Consider the following 20,174-nt stretch of genomic DNA (forward strand, 5'->3'; position numbering starts at 1 on the left):
GGGTTCAGGCGCGGAAGCCTAGGCCCGGCAGGGGGCGCCGTCCGTTGTGCCCACCCGTTCCGCCCCAGCGGAACGATTGCCCACAACGGGGTGGGGTGGGTGTGGTGGGCCCGCCCCAGCGGAACGAAGGCCCGCAACGGGGTGGACGGGGGCGCGAGGGCGGGCACCGCCCCAGCGGACCGATTGCCCGCAGCGGGCAGGGTGGGAGCCAGGGGGCGCCGTCCCGGTAGAACTATTGACCGCAGCGGGGGTGGGCGCCGGCGCAGCGGAAGGAGAGGCGGCTTCGGGCGCGGGCGGGAGCCCGTAACGGGGCGCGGGCGGATGTGCGGCGCATCGCGCTGGCAGGCGCCCGTAGCGGGCCCGGGCGCAGCCCCCCGGAAGGCGCCCGGGCGCAGCGGGCCGCATGGCCTACGCGTGGCAGGCCACCGGCACGCCCCCGTTCATCGCGGCCATGTCGCCAAACACGGCGACGGGGTCGAGGGGCGCGCCTTCGGGGAGCCCGTCGAGTTCGGCGTAGGCGCGGTGGAGGTTGGCGACGAGGCGCTCGCTCTCGCGCCAGGCGGCGAATTCTCCGAGGTCGGCGGAGCGGGCGGTTTCGAGGGGGCTCGCGCCCTTGGCGTGGCCGGTGGTGGCGAGGTCGCGCACCCAGAGGAGGTAGCGCTCGGTGGCGTCGTAGGAGGAGGGGTCGGTGACGGGGCCGTGGCCGGGGACGACGGTCGGCGCGTCGAGCGAGCGGAGGAGGTCGAGGGCGCGGAGGGAGCCGGCGAGGGAGCCCATGGGGAGGAAGGGGGTGCCGCCGTGGAAGACGAGGTCGCCGGTGAAGACGACGCCGTGGTCGGGGAGGTGGACGATGGAGTCGCCGGTGGTGTGTGCGGCGCCGGGGTGGATGACGCGTACCTCGATGTCCCCGACGTGGAGGGTGAGGCGGTCGTGGTAGGTCAGGGACGGCGGGAGGATGTCGACGCGTCCGAAGTCGGTCTGGGGCCACAGGAGGTGGAGTTGGTGGCCGGCGGTGAGCTGCTCGGAGCGGCAGTTCTCGTGGCCGATGATCCGCGCTCGGGGGTGGAAGACCCCGTTGCCGTAGGTGTGGTCGCCGTGGTGGTGGGTGGAGACGATGGTCGACGGCAGGGGCAGGCCTTCGGCGAGGACGGCGTCGCGGAGGAGGAGTGCCCGGCGCTCGGTGGCGGTGGTGTCGACGAGCAGGGATTCGCCGGCGTCGCCGAGGAATCCGGCGTTGTTGAGGCACCAGCCGCCGTCGGGCTGGACGTAGGCGTGGACGTTCGGCGCGAGCGGGACGACATAGGGATCGGTGGCAGACAAGGGATTCCCCCGGTTGAGAGCCCGATTGGACAGGAGGGAAGCGTGCCAGTCGCCCCCGACCGGGGGGAAGTCGGAACGGACGGGTCCGCAAGGGCCCGAGGACCCTTCCCCCGAGTTGCGGACATCCGGGGCCCCGTCGAGGGTCGGGGGTATGAAGGCGATCAGCTACAACCGGTACGGCGGTCCCGAGGTGCTGGAGTACGGCGAGCGGCCGGATCCCAAGATCGGACCGGACGCCGTGCTGGTCAAGGTCCGGGCGGCGTCGGTGAACCCGGTCGACTGGAAGTGCCAGGCGGGGTATCTCGACGGGATGATGGACGCGGTCTTCCCCGTCGTTCCCGGCTGGGACGTCTCGGGCGTGGTCGTGCGGCCCGGGGTCTCGGTCACGGAGTTCGCGGAGGGCGACGAGGTGATGGGGTACGTCCGGGAGGACTTCCTGTCCCGGGGCACCTTCGCCGAGTACGTCGCGGCCCCCGTCCGCACCCTCGCCCGCAAGCCGCGCACGGTCGGCTTCGAGGAGGCCGCCGCGCTGCCGCTGGTGGGTCTCACGGCCTATCAGGTGCTCCACCAGGCGCTGCTCGTCGGTCGCGGTGACACCGTGCTCGTGCACGCGGCGGCCGGCGGGGTCGGGTCGATGGCCGTGCAGATCGCCCGGCATCTGGGCTGCCGGGTGATCGGCGCGGCGCGGGAGGCGGGTCTCGAACAGGTGGCGGCGCTGGGCGCCGAGCCCGTCCGCTACGACGAGGCGACCTTCGCCGACCAGGTCCGGGCCCTCGCCCCGCTGGGCCTCGACGCGGTGCTCGACACCATCGGCGGCCCGTATCTGAGGCTGTCCGCCGGGCTGCTCGCGCCGGGCGGGCGGCTCGCCTCGATCGCCGACGGCGAGGTCCTCTCGCTCGGCGGCCGCTACTTCTGGGTCCGGCCGGACCCCACGGACCTCGCGGTCCTCGCCGACCTGGTCGACGAGGGCGTCGTGACGGTACGGGTGGCCAGGACCTTCCCCCTGGAACGCGCGGCGGACGCGCAGCGCGCCAACGCCGCGGGCGGCCTCAACGGCAAGGTCGTCGTCACGGTCCCGTAGCCGCTCGCGCTCACCCGCTCGGCGGGATGTTCTGGTTGCGGGAGAAGACGTTCCCGGGGTCGTACCGGTCCTTGAGGGCGACGAGGCGGGCGTACTTCTCCGGGCCGTACGAGGCCCGCAGGCGCGTGCCCTCGTCGCTGAGGATGAAGTTGGGCACCGAGGTGCCGGTCGTCCAGGGCCGCAGGGCGGTGTGGAGGTCGCGGGCCCAGTCGATGTGCCGCTGGCGGCCCTCGTCGCCCCACCAGACGGCCAGGCAGAAGTACACCCACTTCGTCGGGGGGACGGTGAGGGCCATGGAGTCCCCGTCGAGCCGGTCCATGGCGCCGCCGAGCGGGCAGAAGATGAGCTGGGTGAGCGGCGAGGTGATGGATTCGGCCTGGGTGACGGCGGTGTCGATCGCCCCGTCCGGGAACTCGGGCAGATAGTCGATCTTGAAGTACTCGCTGACGCCCACGGGGGTGCCGTCGTCCAGCATCTTCTGGAGGGCGGTGTACGGCATGGGCCGGACCATCCGCACCCAGGGCTCGCCCCATTCGACGAGCGGCCGCAGGACCTCCTCGCCGCGCGCGGGGTCGCCGACGTACGCGACGATCACGGCGCAGGCGGGCTCGCCCCGGGCCTCCTCGGGCACGAACTCCTCGGGAGGGGCGGTCACGAGGGCGAAGGCGCCGGTGACCTCGTCGGGCGCCTGTTCCTGGAAGTCCCGGTAGAACCGGGCGAGGGCGCCGGCGGCCGAGCGGGGGTGCAGGATCATCCCGGCGTACAGGAGCGGTCCGACGGGGTGGAGCCGGAAGCCGAACTCGGTGACCACGCCGAAGTTCCCGCCGCCGCCGCGCAGTGCCCAGAAGAGGTCGGCGTTCTCCTCGGCGTCGGTGTGGAGGATCCGCCCGTCGGCGGTCACGACCTGCGCGGAGACCACGTTCCAGGCGGACGGCCCGTACATCCGTTCCAGCCAGCCGGAGCCGCTGCCGAGCGTCAGGCCCGCGACCCCGGTGTCCGACACCCGCCCGCCGGTCACGGCCAGGTCGAACTCCGCTGCCGCCGCGTCCAGTTCGCCCCAGGTGAGGCCGGCGCCGAACCGGCCGGTCCGGGCCTCGGCGTCGATCTCGACGTGCTTGATCGGACTCGTGTCGACGACGAGGCCGCCCTCGCAGGACGCGAAGCCGGCGGTGGCGTGCCCGCCGCCGCGCACCGCGATCCCGAGGCCGTTCTCCCGGGCGTACCCGAGGGCGGCGCGTACGTCCTCGGGGCTCGCGCACCGCGCGATCAGGGCGGGATGCTGGTCGTGGTCCCGGTTGAAGCACCGGCGGACGGTGTCGTAGTCCGGGTCGGCGGGCCCGACGAGTTCGCCCTGGAAGCCCGGGATGCGGTCGGTGGGGGTGGGGCGGGTGGTGGTCATGGTCGTGGTCCCTGGTGAGCCGTCGACGACGGCGGCCGCATGACCTCGGGCGCGGGCACGTCCCGGCTCGACCGACGCGGCCCCCGGCCGCCCTGCTGTACGCCGTCAGTATGCGACCGGACCCACCGGTAGGCGATTCGGCCGCCGGCCGGACGGATGTGGGCCGTCGGCCGGACGGATGCGGGCCGCCGGGCGGGCGGATGCGGGCCGCCGGGCGGACCGAGGCAGCCTCCCGACGGATCGAGGGGGTGGCCACGAAGCGGACCGAGGCGGCCTCCCGACGGATCGAGGGGGTGGCCACGAAGCGGACCGACGCGGCCACGAAGCGGACTGAGAGACCCCCGACCAGCCCCCTCACCAGATCAGCGCCGCCCCGAAGACGGCCAGCGCGATCGTGCACCCCGCCGCGAGCAGCGCGCCCCGGTGCGAGAGGGGTCCCGGCCGTGCCGCTCCGAGGGCGCGGATCCTGCGGTGGGCCACGGCGAGGAACGCGACCCAGACGAGGGCGGAGAGCGCGAGGCCGGTCAGCTCCTTGGCCCCGATCTCGTCGCTGGCGGTCAGCTTCACGGCGAGGACCGCGACGACCGTGCACGACAGGGTCGTACGCCGCCACGCGAGCCGGGTCCGCTCCGGCTGGAGTCCGGGATCCCGGACCTCGCCGGAGGCGGTCACCGTCCGGCCCAGCCGAAGACGACGAGGACGACCATGGTGAGCGCCACTCCGGCCACGGCGAGGCTCAGCACCGCCGGGAAGCGGGAGCCGGGGAGGTCCTCGCCGCGGCGCATCGCCCGTTCGCAGAGCACCCAGTGGTTCACCGCGCGCAGGGCGCAGAGCACGCCGCCGGCGAGGAGCGCGAGCGCGAGCCCGACGCGCACCCCCCACCGGAGGTCGGGAAGGAACTGGTCGACGGCGAATCCGCCGCCGACGAGCGCGAGCGCGGTCCGGATCCAGGCCAGGAAGGTCCGCTCGTTGGCGAGGGAGAAGCGGTAGTCGGGGGTCTCGCCCTCGTCCCGGACCCGCTGCGGCGCGAACCAGAGCCGCAGGGTCTGCACGAAATCGCTCACACGTGCACCCTAACGGCCGGGTGATCAGCCCGCCCGGCCGCCCGTGGCGGCCTCACGGGCCCGGAGTTCCTCGTAGGCGGCGAGCCCGTCCGGCACCCATTCCCAGGTGCCGATCCGCTCGCTCACCTCGTCGTCCGTGAGGAAGTCGTGCCAGGCGACCTCCTCCACCTGCGGGTCGACCGGCAGGTCGCAGTGCACCTCGTACACGGCGGACCACCACTTGCCGGCGACGCCCCCGGAGTCGTACAGGAACTTCATCACCGGTTCGGGCCGGGGCAGCCCGGAGACGCCCAGTTCCTCCTCGGCCTCGCGGAGCGCGGCGTCGTCGTAGGACTCGCCCGCGCCGACGACACCGCCGACGAACATGTCGTACAGGGAGGGGAAGACCAGTTTGGTCGGCGTCCGGCGGTGGACGAACATCCGGCCTTCGGCGTCGCGGACGCGGATGAAGACGCAGCGGTGGATCAGGCCCTGTGCGTACACCTCACCGCGCGGGGCCTGTCCGACCACCCGGTCGTGCTCGTCGACGACGTCGAGGATCTCTTCAGCGGCACTCATGCCGCCATCCAACCAGGGCCGGACGCCGGACCGGCCGGGGGAAGCGGGTCCGTCACTGCCCCATGACGTACTTGACCGTCGGGCCGGTGGTCCAGCCGCCGTCGACCGCGAGCTCGGCGCCGGTCACGTACGAGGCGGAGTCCGAGAGCAGGAAGACGACCGCGCCGGCGATCTCGTCGGCCTCGCCGACCCGGCCCATGGGCGTGTTGGGGTACTTGCCCTCGCCGCGCTCGATGCCGACGGACGCCGTCATCGGGGTGTAGGTCATGCCGGGGTGGACGGAGTTGACGCGGATCTTGGCCGTGCCGAGCTCCACCGCCCCGATCTTGGTCAGTCCGCGCACGCCCCACTTGGACGCGCCGTAGCCGGCGGTGAGGGCGAGACCCATCAGGCCCGCGGCCGAGGAGATGTTGACGATCGAGCCGCCGCCGGCCTCCTTCATGGCGGGGATCGCGGCCTTCATGCCGATGAAGACGCCGGTCAGGTTGATGTCGAGGACCTTGCGGAAGTGCTCGACGGACTCGGTCTCCAGGAAGGCGCCGGTGGATATGCCGGCGTTGTTCACCAGGCCGTGCAGCCCGCCGAACTCCGCCACCGCGTAGGCGACGGCCGCCGCCCACTCCTCCTCGGAGGTGACGTCGTGGTGGAAGAAGCGCGCCCGCTCGCCGAGCGCGTCGGCGGTCGCCTTGCCGTCCTCGTCGAGGACGTCGGTGACGACGACGTTCGCGCCGGCGGCCACCGCCTGCCGGGCGGCCTCGGCGCCCAGGCCCCGGGCGCCGCCGGTGATGAGCACGGTCTTGCCGGTGAGGTCGTTCATGAAGGGTCCCTTCGGGGTGTTTCAGAGGCTCCGGGGCTGTGCGGCCCGGAGAAGAGCGGTGGTGGTCTCGACCAGATCGGCGAGGAAGAGCGCCTCGCCGGTGAGGGGCTCGGTGCCGTCGAGGTACTGCCGGGCCCGGTCAGCCATGGCCGCGCCCACCACGGTGAGCGCCAGGTCGAGGCGCTCCAGGAGGAGCGGCTCGGGCAGTCCGAGGGCGGCCAGGCGGTCGGCGACGCGCTCGATCAGGCGCCAGTAGGCGGTGCCGGCGAGCGTGGGATGGGGGGTGCGGGTGCGTACGCCGCTCTCGTGGCTGAGCTGGGCGGAGATCCGCAGGCAGCGGCGGCCGCGGTCGGTGCGCAGTTCGCTCGCCTCGGCGGTGACGAGGGCGGCGACCAGGGCCTTCAGTTCGTCGCCGGCGGCTTCGAAGAGGGGGGTGAGCACCTCTTCCGTACGTGCCTGGCGGCCGGCCATCACCGCGTCGAGCAGCCCGGCGCGCGAGCCGAAGTGGTACTGCACCGCGGAGGGGTTCGCCTGCCCGGCCAGGGCCACGACGTCCCGCAGCTGTGCGCCGTCGACGCCTCGGGAGGCGAAGAGTTCCTCCGCCGCGCGGATCAGTTTGTCCCGGGTCTCGGGCCCTGACGTCCTTGCCATACATCCATATTAATGCCCGACATTAGAAAACGGGAGGGCCCCGGACGGGGCGAAACGGTTGACTCGATACATCCGTGTATCCAAGATGCGGTCCATGTCCTACGACGCTGATGTGATCGTGATCGGGGCCGGCCTCGCCGGTCTCGTCGCCACCGCCGAGCTGGTCGACGCCGGCCGCACCGTGATCCTCCTCGACCAGGAACCCGAGCAGTCCCTCGGCGGCCAGGCCCACTGGTCCTTCGGCGGGCTCTTCCTCGTCGACTCGCCCGAGCAGCGCCGGATGCGCGTCAAGGACAGCCACGCCCTCGCCCTCCAGGACTGGTACGGCACCGCAGGCTTCGACCGGACCGAGGACCACTGGCCGAGGAAGTGGGCCGAGGCGTACGTCGACTTCGCCGCCGGCGAGAAGCGCTCCTGGCTCCACGCGCGCGGGGTGCGCTTCTTCCCCGTGGTCGGCTGGGCCGAGCGCGGCGGCTACGACGCCAACGGCCACGGCAACTCCGTACCCCGCTTCCACATCACCTGGGGCACCGGCCCCGGCCTCGTCGCCCCCTTCGAGCGGAAGGTCCGCGAAGGCGTCGCCCGCGGCCTCGTCCGGCTCCGCTTCCGCCACCGCGTCACCGGCCTCGGCCGCACCGGCGGCGCCGTCGACACCGTCACCGGCGAGATCCTGGAACCCTCCACCGCCGCCCGCGGCACCGCCAGCGGCCGCGAGGCCACCGGCACCTTCGAGCTGCGCGCCCAGGCCGTGATCGTCACCTCCGGCGGCATCGGCGGCAACCACGACCTCGTCCGCTCCCAGTGGCCCGCCCGCCTCGGCACCCCGCCCGCCCGCATGCTCTCCGGCGTCCCCGCCCACGTCGACGGCCTCATGCTCGGCATCGCCGAGAAGGCCGGCGCCCACCACATCAACCGCGACCGGATGTGGCACTACACCGAGGGCATCGAGAACTGGGACCCCATCTGGGCCCGGCACGGCATCCGCATCCTCCCCGGACCGTCCAGCCTCTGGCTCGACGCCACCGGCAAGCGGCTCCCCGTCCCGCTCTTCCCCGGCTTCGACACCCTCGGCACCCTCGAACACATCATGCGGACCGGCCACGACCACACCTGGTTCGTCCTCGACAAGCGGATCATCGGCAAGGAGTTCGCCCTCTCCGGCTCCGAGCAGAACCCCGACCTCACCGGCAAGTCCGTCCGCGACGTCCTCGGCCGCGCCCGCGCCGACGTGCCCGCGCCCGTCCAGGCCTTCATGGACCGCGGCGTCGACTTCGTCGTCGAGAACGACCTCTCCGCCCTCGTCCGCGGCATGAACGCCCTCACCGACGAGCCGCTCATCGACGAGGCCGCCCTCCGCCGCGAGATCACCGCCCGCGACCGCGAGATCGCCAACCCCTTCACCAAGGACCTCCAGGTCACCGCCATCCGCGGCGCCCGCAAGTACCTCGGCGACAAACTCATCCGCACGGCCGCCCCCCACCGCATCCTCGACCCCAAGGCCGGCCCGCTCATCGCCGTACGCCTCAACATCCTCACCCGCAAGTCCCTCGGCGGCCTGGAGACCGACCTCGACTCCCGTGTCCTCACCCCCACCGGCGACCCCCTCGCCGGCGTCTACGCCGCCGGCGAGGCCGCCGGCTTCGGCGGCGGCGGCGTCCACGGCTACCGCTCCCTCGAAGGCACCTTCCTCGGCGGCTGCATCTTCTCGGGCCGCGCCGCCGGCCGCGCGGCGGCGAAGGCGGTCGGCTGACGCGGAGCACTCCGCCGGGGCAAGATGACGAGGTGACAAAACGTCTGGTGTTCACGCTCGTCGGCGCTGTCCTGGCTCTGGGTGGCCTGGCGGCCTTCCTGGTCCTCCAGGGCCTGGACGCGGCGGACAAGTGGAGTAGCGTCCTCAGCCTGTTCTTCACGGTGGCGGGCTTCGCGCTGACCCTCGTGGGCCTCCTCAACCGGGGCCCCGCGCAGTCGGCGGACCACGCCGTCACCGGGGGATCGCTGCATCAGATCACCAACGTCAAGGGGGACGTGGCCATTACGTCCGGAGGCGGCGGCACGGGCAGCCCGCCGACGGCCGCCCCCGCCGAGGGACAAGGCGGCGGAACGCAGTCGGCCCACGGCGCCCGCACGGCGGGGGACCTCCACCAGATCGACGGGGTGGGCGGCTCGGTCCGCATCGAACCGCCGACCTCCTCCACGCCATGAGGGGCTTCTTCAAGCGCCGGAAGGCGCTCCAGACAGCGTCCGAAGCAACCGTCCAGGGGCCCCTCACCCAGATCAGCCAGGTCCGGGGCGACATCCACCTCACCATCGGATCCGTCCCGCCCCAGCCCGTCGCGCCGGAGATCGAGTCGGCCCGCGAGGCCTACGCCACCCGCGTCCGCCAGCGCTACGGCCGCCTCGACCTGGAGGTCCTCACCCCGCTCCGGGAGCAGGACGAGCGCCCGGTCCTGCAGCTGCGGGACGTCTTCGTCCCCCAGTCCGTACGGGCCGACCCGCCGCCCGTGGAACTGCCGCAGGAACTCCTGCGCCGTCTCATGGACCCGGCCGAGGTGGAGCTCCACGACCTGCCGCCCGGCATCGACCGCGAGACGGTCGACCGTGTCCGCCGCGCGTACAAGGAGCGGCCGCCGCTGCCCGTACTGGACGTCCTGACGACTCCCGAGCACGACCGCGTCGTCCTGCTCGGCAACCCGGGCTCCGGCAAGTCCACCCTGGCCCGCTACCTGGCACTCGTCCTCACCTCCCCCGAACCCCCCGAGGGCCTCGACGCCCTGCGCGGCAGCCTCCCGCTGATCGTCGAACTCCGGGAGTACGCGCAGCCCGCCTGGCGCGAGCGGACGTTCGAGGACTACCTCGCCCACCAGTACGCGACGGAGGGCCTCGGACTTCCGCCGGAGACGCTGACGACGCTCCTGGCGGGGGAGGGCCCGTACACCGCCCTCGTGGTCTTCGACGGCCTGGACGAGCTGTTCGAGAAGGACGTCAGGGATGCGGTCACCCGCCGCATCGCGGGCTTCGCGGCCCGCCACCCCCGGGCCCGGATCGTCGTCACCTCACGCGGCTACGGCTACCAGCGGGCCGTCCTGGACGGCGCGGGCTTCGGCAACTTCATGCTCCAGGACCTCGACCGAGCGCAGATCGGCGCGTTCGCGGACCAGTGGTTCGCCCTCGCGTGCCCGGACGAGCCGGACCAGGCCCGAAAACTCGTCGAACGCGTCACCACGGCCGTCGACGCGTCGACCTCGGTCCGCGAACTCGCGGGCAACCCCTTGATCCTCACGATCCTCGCCATCATCGGCCGCCGCCGCGAACTCCCGCGCGACCGGCGCACGGTGTACGAGCACGCCGTCGACGTCCTCGTGGAGCACTGGGACCCCAGCAAGTACCTCAAGGACCGCCAGGTGGAGGAGCACCTCCCGTACCTCGGCCCCGAGGACAAACGCGAACTCCTGCGTCTCATCGCCCGCCGGATGCAGGAGGGCCACGGTGGCATCTCCGGCAACCACATCGCGGGCCCCGACCTCCTCAAGAGCTTCGAGGAGTACCTGAGGGACCGGTACGCCCTCCCGCCGGACCGCGCGGCGCCGGCGGCCCGCGTGATGCTCGACCAGTTCCGCCACCGCAACTTCATCCTCAGCCGCTACGGCGGCGAGATCTACGGCTTCGTCCACCGCACGTTCCTGGAGTACCTGGCGGCGACGGACCTGGCCCACCGCTTCAACCAGGAACGCAGCCTGTCGGAGACCGACCTCCAGCACCTCTTCGCGGACAAGGTCCACGACCCGACGTGGCAGGAGATCCTGCTGCTGCTCGTGGGACTGCTGGACGAGCGGTTCGTGGCGGGGGTGATCGACCGGCTGCTGGCGCCGCGCGCCATCGCCGTGCCGTTGGGGGACCATGGTGACCGGGCGTTCGTCGAGGTGCTCTTCGTGGCGCGCTGCCTCGCGGAGGTGCGACGGCTCGGCGCGCTCGCCGCGCAGAGCAGGGCGATGGCGAGGGCGGTGATCCGGCTCTTCGACCTCGCCGGAGCACTGGGGGTCACCTTCTTCTACCCGTACGACTCAGTGGGCGCCTTGGGGCCGGTACTGATGGCCATCGGCGGAAACTGGGCCGGCAGGGACGAGTGCCTGCGGTGGCTCGGGAGCCGGAGCGGCCCCGAGTCGACCGACGGGGACAGGGTCCCGTCGGTCAACTCCACCACTCAGTTGGCCACGGAGATCTTCCTCTTCCTGGGAACGCCGGAGGGCACGCCGCACGGCGTACACCTGGCCGAGACGATGCGGACGAGCGGCGACCCCTTGCAGAGGATCGCCGCCGCCGGGCTGCTCCTCCTGAGGAAGGGCACCGAACGCGGACCCCTGGAGGCGATCGCGTGCCGTGCACGCGAGGACGCGAGCGCCACCGTGCGGGCGACCCTGCTGACGCGGCTGGGGTACGAGCGCGACGTCGACCCCGAGTGGATGTCGCGGCTGGCGGCCGAGCGCCTGGCCCACGACGCCTCCCCCCGGGTGAGAGTCGCGGCCCTTCAATGCCTGGCCCGCCACGCGCGGGACACCCCCGACGTACGCGCCGCGTTCGAGCGAGCCCTCGACGACCCCTACCCCGCGGTGCGTCAGCAGGCCGCCGGCCGGCTTCTCGCACAGCCCGAAGGCTCGGCTCGGGTCATGGCGATGCTGCGGGACGACCTCCGGGACGAGGATCCGGACACGCGCGTCAGGGCGCTGTCCGCTCTGGAACAGGGTGCGGCCGACGATCCGGCCGCCCGGGCGCTCGTGTGGGACCGACTGGTGAGCGACGAGAGTCCTCACGTCGTGGCCGCCGCCGTCGATGCCGTCGGTTCGATCGGGTCGGACGCCCCCGGCGCGCACGCGCTCCTGGGCGAACTCGTGGGACACCCGGCCCCCGAGGTCAGGATTGCCGCGCTGCGCTGCCTCGCGGCGGGTGACCGCGACGAGAGACTCTCCGAACTGGTGGCGGACCGCTTGGCGCGCGACGAGGACGACGACGTCCGGGAGTTCGCCCTGACGCTCGCCGTGCGGTTCGCGGATGACGTCCCGGCGATGCGGGACATCCTCGTCGAGAGGCTCCGTAACGATCCGAGCGAGGAGGTCCGGGCGCATGCCCTGTACACGCTGATGGACGTGGATCCCGACAGCACACGGGACCTGCTCATCGACCGGGCGATGAACCATCCCGAGGGAGACGTCAGGGCCGGGACGTTCTACTGGCTCGTGGCGAGGTACGGCGATGATCCGGAGGCCGTGGGCGTGGTCTTCGACCGCGCCGTGCACGACGAGAACTCCGACGTCCGGCTCGCCGCCCTCCAGGACCTCGTCGAAGCGCTCCGAGGGGGTTCCCGAGGTCCGGACATCGCTGCCACGGCCCAGGACCGCTTCGACCACGACTCCGACACGGAGGTCCGGCTCACCGCCCTCCGCGTCCTCGCCGACCTCCGCCGCGACGACCCCGAGTTCCTCTCGCTCCTCCGCCGAACCGTCGAGAGCGACGACCAGGTGATCCGCGACTGCGCCGCGACCCTTCTCACCGTCCTCGATCGTCAGTTCCCCTGAAGCCGCTCCACCACCCGGAACCGCTCCACCACCAGCATCGTCGCGTCGTCCACGGTGAAGTCCGGGTCCCCGAGTCCCTCGCGCATCTCGTCGCTGTGCCAGAAGTCCTCGTGCGCGGCGCGCCACTGGGGGACCGACAGGTAGCCCTCGCCCTCGTCGAGGGCGAGCTGCAGGTCGGCCTCGGCGAGCGGCAGGACCCGGACCTCGGTCACCTCGACGACGGCGACCTCGCGGCCGTCGGAGTCGACGAGCGCCGAGCGTTCGCCGGGCTCGGGCAGGTCCTCGCCCTCGATGAGCCACTCCGCGAGGAGCCCGGTCGTGGCGACCTTCTCGCCGGAGAGGACGGCGGCGACGAGCCGGTCCCGGAGCGGGCCGGGGAAGGCGAGGAGGAAGGGCTTGAGCGCGTGAGGGCCGGTCATGGCCGACAGTCTGTCAGCCGTGACCGGCCCTCGGGGCCGTACGCGAGGAGCCCGGCTACAACACCAGCGACAGCAGCAGCACGATCACGATGCCGACGACCGAGATGATCGTCTCCATCACCGACCAGGTCTTGACGGTCTGGCCGACGCTCATGCCGAAGTACTCCTTCACCAGCCAGAACCCGGCGTCGTTGACGTGGCTGAAGAAGAGCGAGCCGGCGCCGATCGCGAGGACGAGCAGCGAGACCTCACCGGTCGACATGCCCTCGGCGAGCGGGGCCACCAGGCCGGCCGCGGAGATCGTCGCCACGGTGGCCGAGCCGGTCGCGAGCCGGATCGCGACCGCGATCAGCCAGGCGAGCAGCAGGGCCGGGATCGACCAGCTCTTGGAGAGGTCGAGGATCATCTGGCCGACGCCGATGTCGATCAGGGTCTGCTTGAAGCCGCCGCCCGCGCCGACGATCAGCAGGATGCCGGCGATGGGGGCGAGGGACTTCTCGACGGTGGAGGAGATCCGCTCCTTGGTGAAGCCGGCGGCCCGGCCCAGCGTGAACATGCCGACTATGACGGCCGCGAGGAGGGCGATCAGCGGCGAGCCGATGACGTCGGTGACCTTCTGCACGCCGTTCTCGGGGTCGTCGACCACGATGTCGACGAGCGCCTTGACCAGCATCAGGACGACGGGCAGCAGGATGGTCGCGACGGTGGCGCCGAAGCTCGGGCGCTTCTCCAGGTCCTCGGAGGGCCGCGCCGGGATCATGTTCTCGGGGGCCTGGATGTCCACCCAGCGGGCGGCGTACTTGGAGAAGACCGGACCGGCGATGATCACCGTCGGGACGGCGACGACCAGGCCGAGCGCCAGCGTCACGCCCAGGTTGGCGCCGACCGCGTCGATCGCGACGAGCGGGCCGGGGTGCGGCGGGATCAGGCCGTGCATCACGGAGAGGCCGGCCAGGGCCGGGATGCCGATCCGCATCAGCGAGTAGTTGCCGCGCTTGGCGACCATGAGCACGACCGGGATCAGCAGGACGATGCCGACCTCGAAGAAGAGCGGCAGGCCGATCACCGAGGCGATCAGGACCATCGCCCACGGCATGGCCCGCTTGCCGGTCTTCGCCAGGATCGTGTCGACGATCTGGTCGGCGCCGCCGGAGTCGGCGAGCAGCTTGCCGAGGATCGCGCCGAGCGCGATCAGCACGCCCACGCCGGCCACGGTGTTGCCGAGTCCGGTGCTGAACGACTTGATGGTGGCGGCGAGCGGCGCACCGGCGAACGCGCCGAGCGCGAGCGACCCGATGGTCAGCGCCAGGAACGCGTGCATCTTGAACTTGGTGATGAGCAGGACGATGACGGCGATGCCGGCGAGCACGGCGATCCCGAGCTGGGCGTTGCCTGCCGAGGTGATCGGTTCGGCGGCGTCCGCTGCCAGGGTCTCGACACTGAGACTGGTCACGGTGGGTCCTTCGTACGTGCAGGAGAGCGGGGGGGACGGGAGTACGGGGGTACGGAAGAGGTCAGCCGGGCAGGCCGCGCAGCGCGGTGACGGCGCGGACGGTGATCTCCTCCGGGGTGCCGGAGACGTCGACGGCGACGCCGGCCTCGTCGTCCTGCAGCGGCTGCAGGGTGGCGAACTGGGAGTCGAGGAGCGCCGTGGGCATGAAGTGGCCCTTGCGTGCGGCCATCCGCCCCTCGATCAGGTCCCGGTCACCGGTCAGATGCAGGAAGACGACCCCGGGGGCGGCGGCACGGAGCCGGTCCCGGTAGGTCCGCTTCAGCGCGGAGCTGCTCACCACGCCGCCGAGCCCGGCCCGGCCGTGCGCCCACTCCCCGATGGCGTCGAGCCAGGGCCCCCGGTCCGTGTCGTCCAGCGGGACGCCGGCCGACATCTTGGCGACGTTGGCCGCCGGGTGGAAGTCGTCGCCCTCCGCGTACGGCAGGCCGAGGGCCTCCGCGACCAGCGGACCGATGGTGGTCTTGCCGGTCCCGGCGACGCCCATGACGACGACGACCGGGGGTGCGGTGAGGGGGGTGGTGCTCATGGGGGGTGCCTCGCTGTCTTCTTCGACATCGATTCGGTGAATCCGTCGCGCTCATGAAACCCATTGAGTACGACGTATTCAAGAGGCTGTGACATAAAAGTCGTACTTTTAATTCCCGGGTGTGATCACCGGCACCCGCGCGCATAGGCTTGCCACCATGACGACACCGGCCCAGGGGCTCCACTCCCACGTCCTCGCCACCCTGGGCCTCGCGATCACCGCGGGGGAGTACCCGCCCGGCACCGTGCTGCGCACCGACGAGCTCGCCCAGCGCTTCGACGTCTCCCGGACCGTGGTCCGCGAGGTCGTCCGCGTCCTGGAGTCCATGCACCTCGTCGAGTCCCGCCGCCGGGTCGGCGTGACCGTGCTCCCCACCGCCAGCTGGAACGTGTACGACCCCCAGGTCATCCGCTGGCGCCTGGCCGGCGCGGACCGCCCCCGCCAGCTCCGCTCGCTCACCGTGCTCCGCTCGGCCGTCGAACCCGTCGCCGCCGGCCTGGCCGCCCTCCACGCCACCCCCGACCAGTGCCGCGAGCTCACCGAGCAGGCCCTCGGGATGGTCGCCACCTCGCGGGGCCGGCGTCTGGAGGAGTACCTCGTCCACGACATCGCCTTCCACCGGGTCGTGCTCAACGCCTCCGGGAACGAGATGTTCGCCCGCCTCGGCGACGTCGTCGCCGAGGTCCTGACCGGCCGCACCCACCACCACGTGATGTTCGAGGACCCCGACCCGGCGGCCGTCACCCTCCACGTCCAGGTCGCCGAGGCCGTGCGGGAGCGGGACGCGGCCCGCGCCGAGGAGCTCACCCGGCAGATCGCGGTCGGCGCCCTCCAGGAACTGGACGTACTGGCTCCGTAAAGCTCTGAACTAGCTCAAATAAGGGCGTTCAGTGACATGCGCCACTGTCATCGTCACTCCCTGCCGTGAGGATGTGCGCTGGCCGTGCCGGGGAAACCCCCACCGGGCACGGCCGGGCACCGCACCGTTCCCCCTCACGAAGGCGAACAACTCCATGACTGACCGCGTCACCGCGGCCGAGCCGCTGTCCGCCGCGCCGGCGAACCCGGCCGCCGCCCCCCACGTCGACGCAGGCGACGCCGGATACCGCAAGGACCTCAAGTCCCGGCACATCAACATGATCGCCATCGGCGGCGCGATCGGCACCGGCCTCTTCCTGGGCGCCGGCGGCCGGATGTCCCAGGCCGGCCCGTCCCTCTTCATCGCCTACGCGGTCTGCGGCCTCTTCGCCTTCTTCGTGGTGCGCGCCCTCGGCGAGCTGGTGCTCTACCGCCCCTCCTCCGGCGCGTTCGTCTCCTACGCCCGTGAGTTCATGGGCGAGAAGGGCGCCTACACGGCCGGCTGGCTCTACTTCCTCAACTGGTCGACCACCGCCGTCGCCGACATCACCGCGGCCGCCACCTACGCCCACTTCTGGTCGATGTTCAGCGACGTCCCCCAGTGGATCCTCGCCCTCGTCGCCCTCGCGGTCGTCCTCGCCGCCAACCTCATCTCCGTGAAGTACTTCGGCGAGATGGAGTTCTGGTTCGCGATCATCAAGGTCGCCGCCCTCGTCGCCTTCATGCTCGTCGGCATCTTCCTCATCGTGACCTCGCACGACGTCGGCGGCCACACCCCGGGCCTCGCCAACATCACCGACAACGGCGGCATCTTCCCCCAGGGCGTGATGCCGATGCTGCTGCTCATCCAGGGCGTCGTCTTCGCGTACGCCTCCGTCGAACTGTGCGGCGTCGCCGCCGGCGAGACCGAGAACCCCGAGAAGATCATGCCGAAGGCGATCAACTCGATCATGTGGCGCGTGGGCCTCTTCTACGTCGGCTCCGTGATCCTGCTCGCCGTGCTCCTGCCGTACACGGCCTACTCCGGCGACCAGAGCCCCTTCGTCACCGTCTTCGACAAGCTGGGCATCCCCGGCGCCGCGGGCGTGATGAACCTCGTCGTCCTCACCGCCGCCCTCTCCAGCCTCAACTCGGGCCTGTACTCCACCGGCCGCATCCTGCGCTCCATGTCGCTGTCCGGCTCCGCGCCCCGGTTCACCGGCGTCATGAACAAGGGCGGCGTGCCCTACGGCGGCATCCTGCTCACCGCCGGCTTCGGCGTCCTCGGCGTCGCCCTCAACTACGTCATGCCCGGCGAGGCCTTCGAGCTGGTCCTCAACCTCGCCTCCATCGGCATCATCGGCACCTGGGCCATGATCATGGTCTGCTCGCTGCTCTTCTGGCGCAGCGCCGAGCAGGGCAAGCTCACCCGCCCCGGCTACAACCTGCCCTGGGCCCCGTACACCCAGATCGTCACCCTGGGCTTCCTCGCCTCCGTCCTCGTCCTCATGTGGATGGACGGCGGCATCGGCCGCACCACCGTGAACCTCCTGCCGCTCATCGCGGCCGCCCTCGTCGGCGGCTGGTTCCTGGTCCGCCGCCGGGTCCGCACGACCGCCGCGACGCACCGCGACTGACCTCCCGTCACGGGAACGGCGGGACCCCCGCGGGCACGGCCTGCGGGGGTCTCGCCTTTTGTCAGGAGATAGTGGTACGCAGGAGCCTTACAAGATCCGTTCGGAGAAAAGGAAGTTCGCGATGCCGCAGCACGTCCAGGGAGTCATCGCCCCCGGCAGGAACGAACCGGTACGGGTCGAGACCATCGTCATCCCCGACCCCGGCCCCGGCGAGGCCGTCGTGAAGATCCAGGCCTGCGGCGTCTGCCACACCGATCTCCACTACAAGCAGGGCGCCATCAACGACGACTTCCCCTTCCTGCTCGGCCACGAGGCCGCCGGAATCGTCGAGTCGGTCGGCGAGGGAGTCACCGACGTGACCCCCGGCGACTTCGTGATCCTCAACTGGCGCGCCGTGTGCGGCACCTGCCGCGCCTGTCTGCGCGGCCGCCCCTGGTACTGCTTCGCCACCCACAACGCGAAGCAGAAGATGACCCTGCTCGACGGCACGGAGCTCTCCCCGGCCCTCGGCATCGGCGCCTTCGCCGAGAAGACCCTCGTCGCCGCCGGCCAGTGCACCAAGGTCGACCCCGCCGTCGCCCCCGAGGTGGCCGGCCTCCTCGGCTGCGGCGTCATGGCCGGCATCGGCGCCGCCATCAACACCGGGAACGTCGGCCGCGGCGACACCGTCGCCGTCATCGGCTGCGGCGGCGTCGGCGACGCGGCGATCGTCGGCTCCCGCCTCGCCGGAGCCGCCAGGATCATCGCCGTCGACATCGACGACCGGAAGCTGGAGACGGCCACGGCGATGGGCGCCACGCACACCGTCAACTCCCGTTCCACCGACGCCGTCGAGGCGATCCGCGAGCTCACCGGCGGCTTCGGCGCCGACGTCGTCATCGAGGCCGTCGGCCGCCCGGAGACGTACCGCCAGGCCTTCTACGCCCGCGACCTCGCCGGCACCGTCGTCCTCGTCGGCGTCCCCACCCCCGAGATGCAGCTCGAACTGCCCCTCCTCGACGTCTTCGGCCGCGGCGGCGCCCTGAAGTCCTCCTGGTACGGCGACTGCCTGCCGTCCCGCGACTTCCCGATGCTCATCGACCTGCACCAGCAGGGCCGCATCGACCTCGCCGCCTTCGTCACCGAGACCATCGGCCTCGGCGAGGTCGAGAAGGCCTTCGCCCGCATGCACGAGGGCGACGTCCTCCGCTCGGTGGTGGTGCTGTGATGACCGCCCGCATCGACCACCTCGTCACCTCCGGCACCTTCAGCCTCGACGGCGGCACCTGGGACGTCGACAACAACGTCTGGATCGTCGGCGACGACACCGAGGCCATCGTCATCGACGCCGCCCACGACGCCGACGCCATCCTCGCCGCCCTCGACGGCCGCGCCCTCCGCGCGATCGTCTGCACCCACGCCCACAACGACCACGTCGACGCGGCCCCGGCGCTCGCGGCCGCCACCGGCGCCCGCATCCTGCTCCACCCCGCCGACCAGCCCCTCTGGAAGCAGACCCACCCCGACCACAGCCCCGACGGCGACCTCGCCGACGGCCAGGTCCTCACCATCGCCGGCACCGACCTCACGGTCCTCCACACCCCGGGTCACGCTCCCGGAGCGGTCTGCCTGTACGCCCCCGACCTGGGCACCGTCTTCACCGGCGACACCCTCTTCCAGGGCGGCCCCGGCGCCACCGGCCGGTCCTTCTCCGACTTCCCGACGATCGTCGACTCGATCCGCGAGAAGCTCCTCACCCTGCCCCCGGAGACCGTCGTCCGCACCGGCCACGGCGACCCGACCACGATCGGCGCCGAGGCTCCCCACCTCCAGGAGTGGATCAACCGAGGCCACTGAGAGCCAGCCGGCTCTCGAAACGCATCGCCACACCCGTGAACGGGTCGGTGAACTCCAGCGTTCGCGCCAGCAGTTGCAGCGGCCGCCCGAAGTCCTCCGGCCCGTCCTCACGCACCACCGGATACACCGGATCGTGCAGGATCGGCAGCCCGAGCCCGTTCATGTGCACCCGCAGCTGATGCGTCCGCCCGGTCACGGGCAGCAGCCGGTACCGCCCGAGACCGCCCGCGTGCTCCACCAGCTCGATCCGGCTCTCGGCGTTCGGCTCGCCCGCCACCTCCCGGGCCGCCATCACCCCGCGCTCCTTCTCCATCCTGCTCCGCACGGTCACCGGCAGCTCCACCCCCGGGACGTACCCGGCCACCGCCTCGTACTCCTTGCGCACCACCCGGTCCCGGAACAGCGTCTGATACGCCCCCCGGTCCTCCGGCCGCACCACGAACAGCACCAACCCCGCCGTCAACCGGTCCAGCCGATGCGCCGGTTGCAGGAACGGCAGCCCCAGATCCCGCCGCAGCCGCGCCAGCGCCGTCTCCGTCACATGCCGCCCCCGCGGCATCGTCGCCAGGAAATGCGGCTTGTCCACCACCACGATCTGCTCGTCGCGATGCACCACCCCGACCGGGAACGGCACCTCCCTCTCCACGGGAAAGTCCCGGTGGAACCACACGTACCGCCCCACCGCGTACGGCTCGTCCCCACCCACCGGCCCGTCCACCCCGACGAACCGGCCCCCCGCCAACATCTCCTCGACCCGCCCGACCCCGATCGCCCCGCCGTACCGCGCGACCAAATGCTCCCCGACCGTCCCCCAGACCCCCTCGGGATCCTCCGGCAACCGCACCCGTACGGGATCGATCCCGTTCCGCTGGGGGAGGGGAGAAGAAGGGGCCTTGGATCTGCGTCGCACCGGGACCTACCGCCGTAACGAGAAAGACCCCACATG

19 protein-coding genes are annotated in these 20,174 nt (G+C 72.0%); 8 read left to right on the forward strand and 11 right to left on the reverse strand.

Annotated features, from left to right (window positions below; all coding sequences use genetic code 11):
- Window positions 1–408: 408 nt before the first annotated feature.
- Entirely contained in the window at window positions 409–1,320 is a 912-nt protein-coding gene (locus ACFCY7_RS14795; RefSeq protein ID WP_376484748.1) for an MBL fold metallo-hydrolase, read from the reverse strand.
- Window positions 1,321–1,471: 151 nt separating this feature from the next.
- Between ACFCY7_RS14795 and ACFCY7_RS14800 the strand changes: the two genes are divergently transcribed.
- Entirely contained in the window at window positions 1,472–2,401 is a 930-nt protein-coding gene (locus tag ACFCY7_RS14800) for an NADP-dependent oxidoreductase (protein ID WP_376484750.1), read from the forward strand.
- Between the two features lie 10 nt (window positions 2,402–2,411).
- On the opposite strand, the gene ACFCY7_RS14805 is transcribed toward ACFCY7_RS14800, so the two are convergent.
- From ACFCY7_RS14805 to ACFCY7_RS14830, 6 genes are all read right to left on the reverse strand, one after another.
- Entirely contained in the window at window positions 2,412–3,800 is a 1,389-nt protein-coding gene (locus ACFCY7_RS14805) for an FAD-binding oxidoreductase (RefSeq protein WP_376484752.1), read from the reverse strand.
- Between the two features lie 354 nt (window positions 3,801–4,154).
- The gene (locus ACFCY7_RS14810; protein ID WP_376484755.1) at window positions 4,155–4,472 is read right to left on the reverse strand and encodes a DUF202 domain-containing protein; all 318 of its coding nucleotides are present in this window, start codon (window positions 4,470–4,472) and stop codon (window positions 4,155–4,157) included.
- A complete protein-coding gene (locus ACFCY7_RS14815) occupies window positions 4,469–4,864 on the reverse strand; it encodes a YidH family protein (RefSeq protein WP_367820671.1) in 396 nt (131 codons plus the stop codon). The genes ACFCY7_RS14810 and ACFCY7_RS14815 overlap by 4 nt, the downstream gene beginning before the upstream one ends.
- 24 nt (window positions 4,865–4,888) lie before the next feature.
- Window positions 4,889–5,422: an NUDIX hydrolase gene (locus tag ACFCY7_RS14820; RefSeq protein ID WP_376484758.1), complete on the reverse strand. Its 534-nt coding sequence runs from the start codon at window positions 5,420–5,422 to the stop codon at window positions 4,889–4,891.
- Window positions 5,423–5,474: 52 nt separating this feature from the next.
- Complete coding sequence (locus ACFCY7_RS14825) at window positions 5,475–6,239, reverse strand: glucose 1-dehydrogenase (protein WP_033204942.1); 765 nt, start codon at window positions 6,237–6,239, stop codon at window positions 5,475–5,477.
- Window positions 6,240–6,260: 21 nt separating this feature from the next.
- Window positions 6,261–6,890, reverse strand: coding sequence for a TetR/AcrR family transcriptional regulator (locus ACFCY7_RS14830; RefSeq protein ID WP_376484761.1), 630 nt, complete (start codon window positions 6,888–6,890; stop codon window positions 6,261–6,263).
- Window positions 6,891–6,984: 94 nt separating this feature from the next.
- On the opposite strand from ACFCY7_RS14830, the gene ACFCY7_RS14835 reads away from it, so the two are divergent.
- Genes ACFCY7_RS14835 through ACFCY7_RS14845 form a run of 3 tightly spaced genes read left to right on the forward strand, consistent with a single transcriptional unit; the run spans window position 6,985 to window position 12,460 of the window.
- Window positions 6,985–8,640: an FAD-binding dehydrogenase gene (locus ACFCY7_RS14835; protein WP_376484763.1), complete on the forward strand. Its 1,656-nt coding sequence runs from the start codon at window positions 6,985–6,987 to the stop codon at window positions 8,638–8,640.
- A gap of 32 nt (window positions 8,641–8,672) precedes the next feature.
- Window positions 8,673–9,092, forward strand: coding sequence for a hypothetical protein (locus ACFCY7_RS14840; protein ID WP_376484766.1), 420 nt, complete (start codon window positions 8,673–8,675; stop codon window positions 9,090–9,092).
- The gene (locus ACFCY7_RS14845; protein WP_376484768.1) at window positions 9,089–12,460 is read left to right on the forward strand and encodes a HEAT repeat domain-containing protein; all 3,372 of its coding nucleotides are present in this window, start codon (window positions 9,089–9,091) and stop codon (window positions 12,458–12,460) included. The genes ACFCY7_RS14840 and ACFCY7_RS14845 overlap by 4 nt, the downstream gene beginning before the upstream one ends.
- On the opposite strand, the gene ACFCY7_RS14850 is transcribed toward ACFCY7_RS14845, so the two are convergent.
- The 3 genes from ACFCY7_RS14850 to ACFCY7_RS14860 all read right to left on the reverse strand — a co-directional run bounded on the left by ACFCY7_RS14850 (window position 12,448) and on the right by ACFCY7_RS14860 (window position 14,918).
- On the reverse strand, window positions 12,448–12,879 hold the full coding sequence (locus ACFCY7_RS14850; RefSeq protein WP_376484769.1) for an ASCH domain-containing protein: 432 nt from the start codon (window positions 12,877–12,879) through the stop codon (window positions 12,448–12,450). The genes ACFCY7_RS14845 and ACFCY7_RS14850 overlap by 13 nt on opposite strands.
- A gap of 55 nt (window positions 12,880–12,934) precedes the next feature.
- Window positions 12,935–14,332 (reverse strand): gluconate:H+ symporter, encoded by a 1,398-nt coding sequence (locus tag ACFCY7_RS14855; protein WP_376484771.1) that lies wholly within the window; start codon window positions 14,330–14,332, stop codon window positions 12,935–12,937.
- A gap of 61 nt (window positions 14,333–14,393) precedes the next feature.
- Window positions 14,394–14,918 (reverse strand): gluconokinase, encoded by a 525-nt coding sequence (locus tag ACFCY7_RS14860; protein ID WP_376484774.1) that lies wholly within the window; start codon window positions 14,916–14,918, stop codon window positions 14,394–14,396.
- Between the two features lie 157 nt (window positions 14,919–15,075).
- Between ACFCY7_RS14860 and ACFCY7_RS14865 the strand changes: the two genes are divergently transcribed.
- From ACFCY7_RS14865 to ACFCY7_RS14880, 4 genes are all read left to right on the forward strand, one after another.
- The gene (locus tag ACFCY7_RS14865) at window positions 15,076–15,777 is read left to right on the forward strand and encodes a FadR/GntR family transcriptional regulator (protein WP_376484775.1); all 702 of its coding nucleotides are present in this window, start codon (window positions 15,076–15,078) and stop codon (window positions 15,775–15,777) included.
- A 154-nt stretch (window positions 15,778–15,931) separates the two neighbouring features.
- On the forward strand, window positions 15,932–17,392 hold the full coding sequence (locus ACFCY7_RS14870) for an amino acid permease (protein WP_376484776.1): 1,461 nt from the start codon (window positions 15,932–15,934) through the stop codon (window positions 17,390–17,392).
- Between the two features lie 121 nt (window positions 17,393–17,513).
- Window positions 17,514–18,599 carry an S-(hydroxymethyl)mycothiol dehydrogenase gene (locus tag ACFCY7_RS14875; RefSeq protein WP_376484777.1) on the forward strand — a complete coding sequence of 362 codons (1,086 nt, stop codon included), beginning with the start codon at window positions 17,514–17,516 and terminating at the stop codon, window positions 18,597–18,599.
- Window positions 18,599–19,228, forward strand: a complete 630-nt coding sequence (locus ACFCY7_RS14880) for an MBL fold metallo-hydrolase (protein ID WP_376484779.1) — start codon at window positions 18,599–18,601, stop codon at window positions 19,226–19,228. The genes ACFCY7_RS14875 and ACFCY7_RS14880 overlap by 1 nt, the downstream gene beginning before the upstream one ends.
- On the opposite strand, the gene ACFCY7_RS14885 is transcribed toward ACFCY7_RS14880, so the two are convergent.
- Window positions 19,212–20,138, reverse strand: a complete 927-nt coding sequence (locus ACFCY7_RS14885; protein WP_376484781.1) for a pseudouridine synthase — start codon at window positions 20,136–20,138, stop codon at window positions 19,212–19,214. The genes ACFCY7_RS14880 and ACFCY7_RS14885 overlap by 17 nt on opposite strands.
- Between the last annotated feature and the right edge of the window lie 36 nt (window positions 20,139–20,174).

It is taken from the genome of Streptomyces sp. NPDC056361 (assembly GCF_042262805.1).
In the GTDB taxonomy this organism is placed as follows: Bacteria; Actinomycetota; Actinomycetes; order Streptomycetales; family Streptomycetaceae; genus Streptomyces.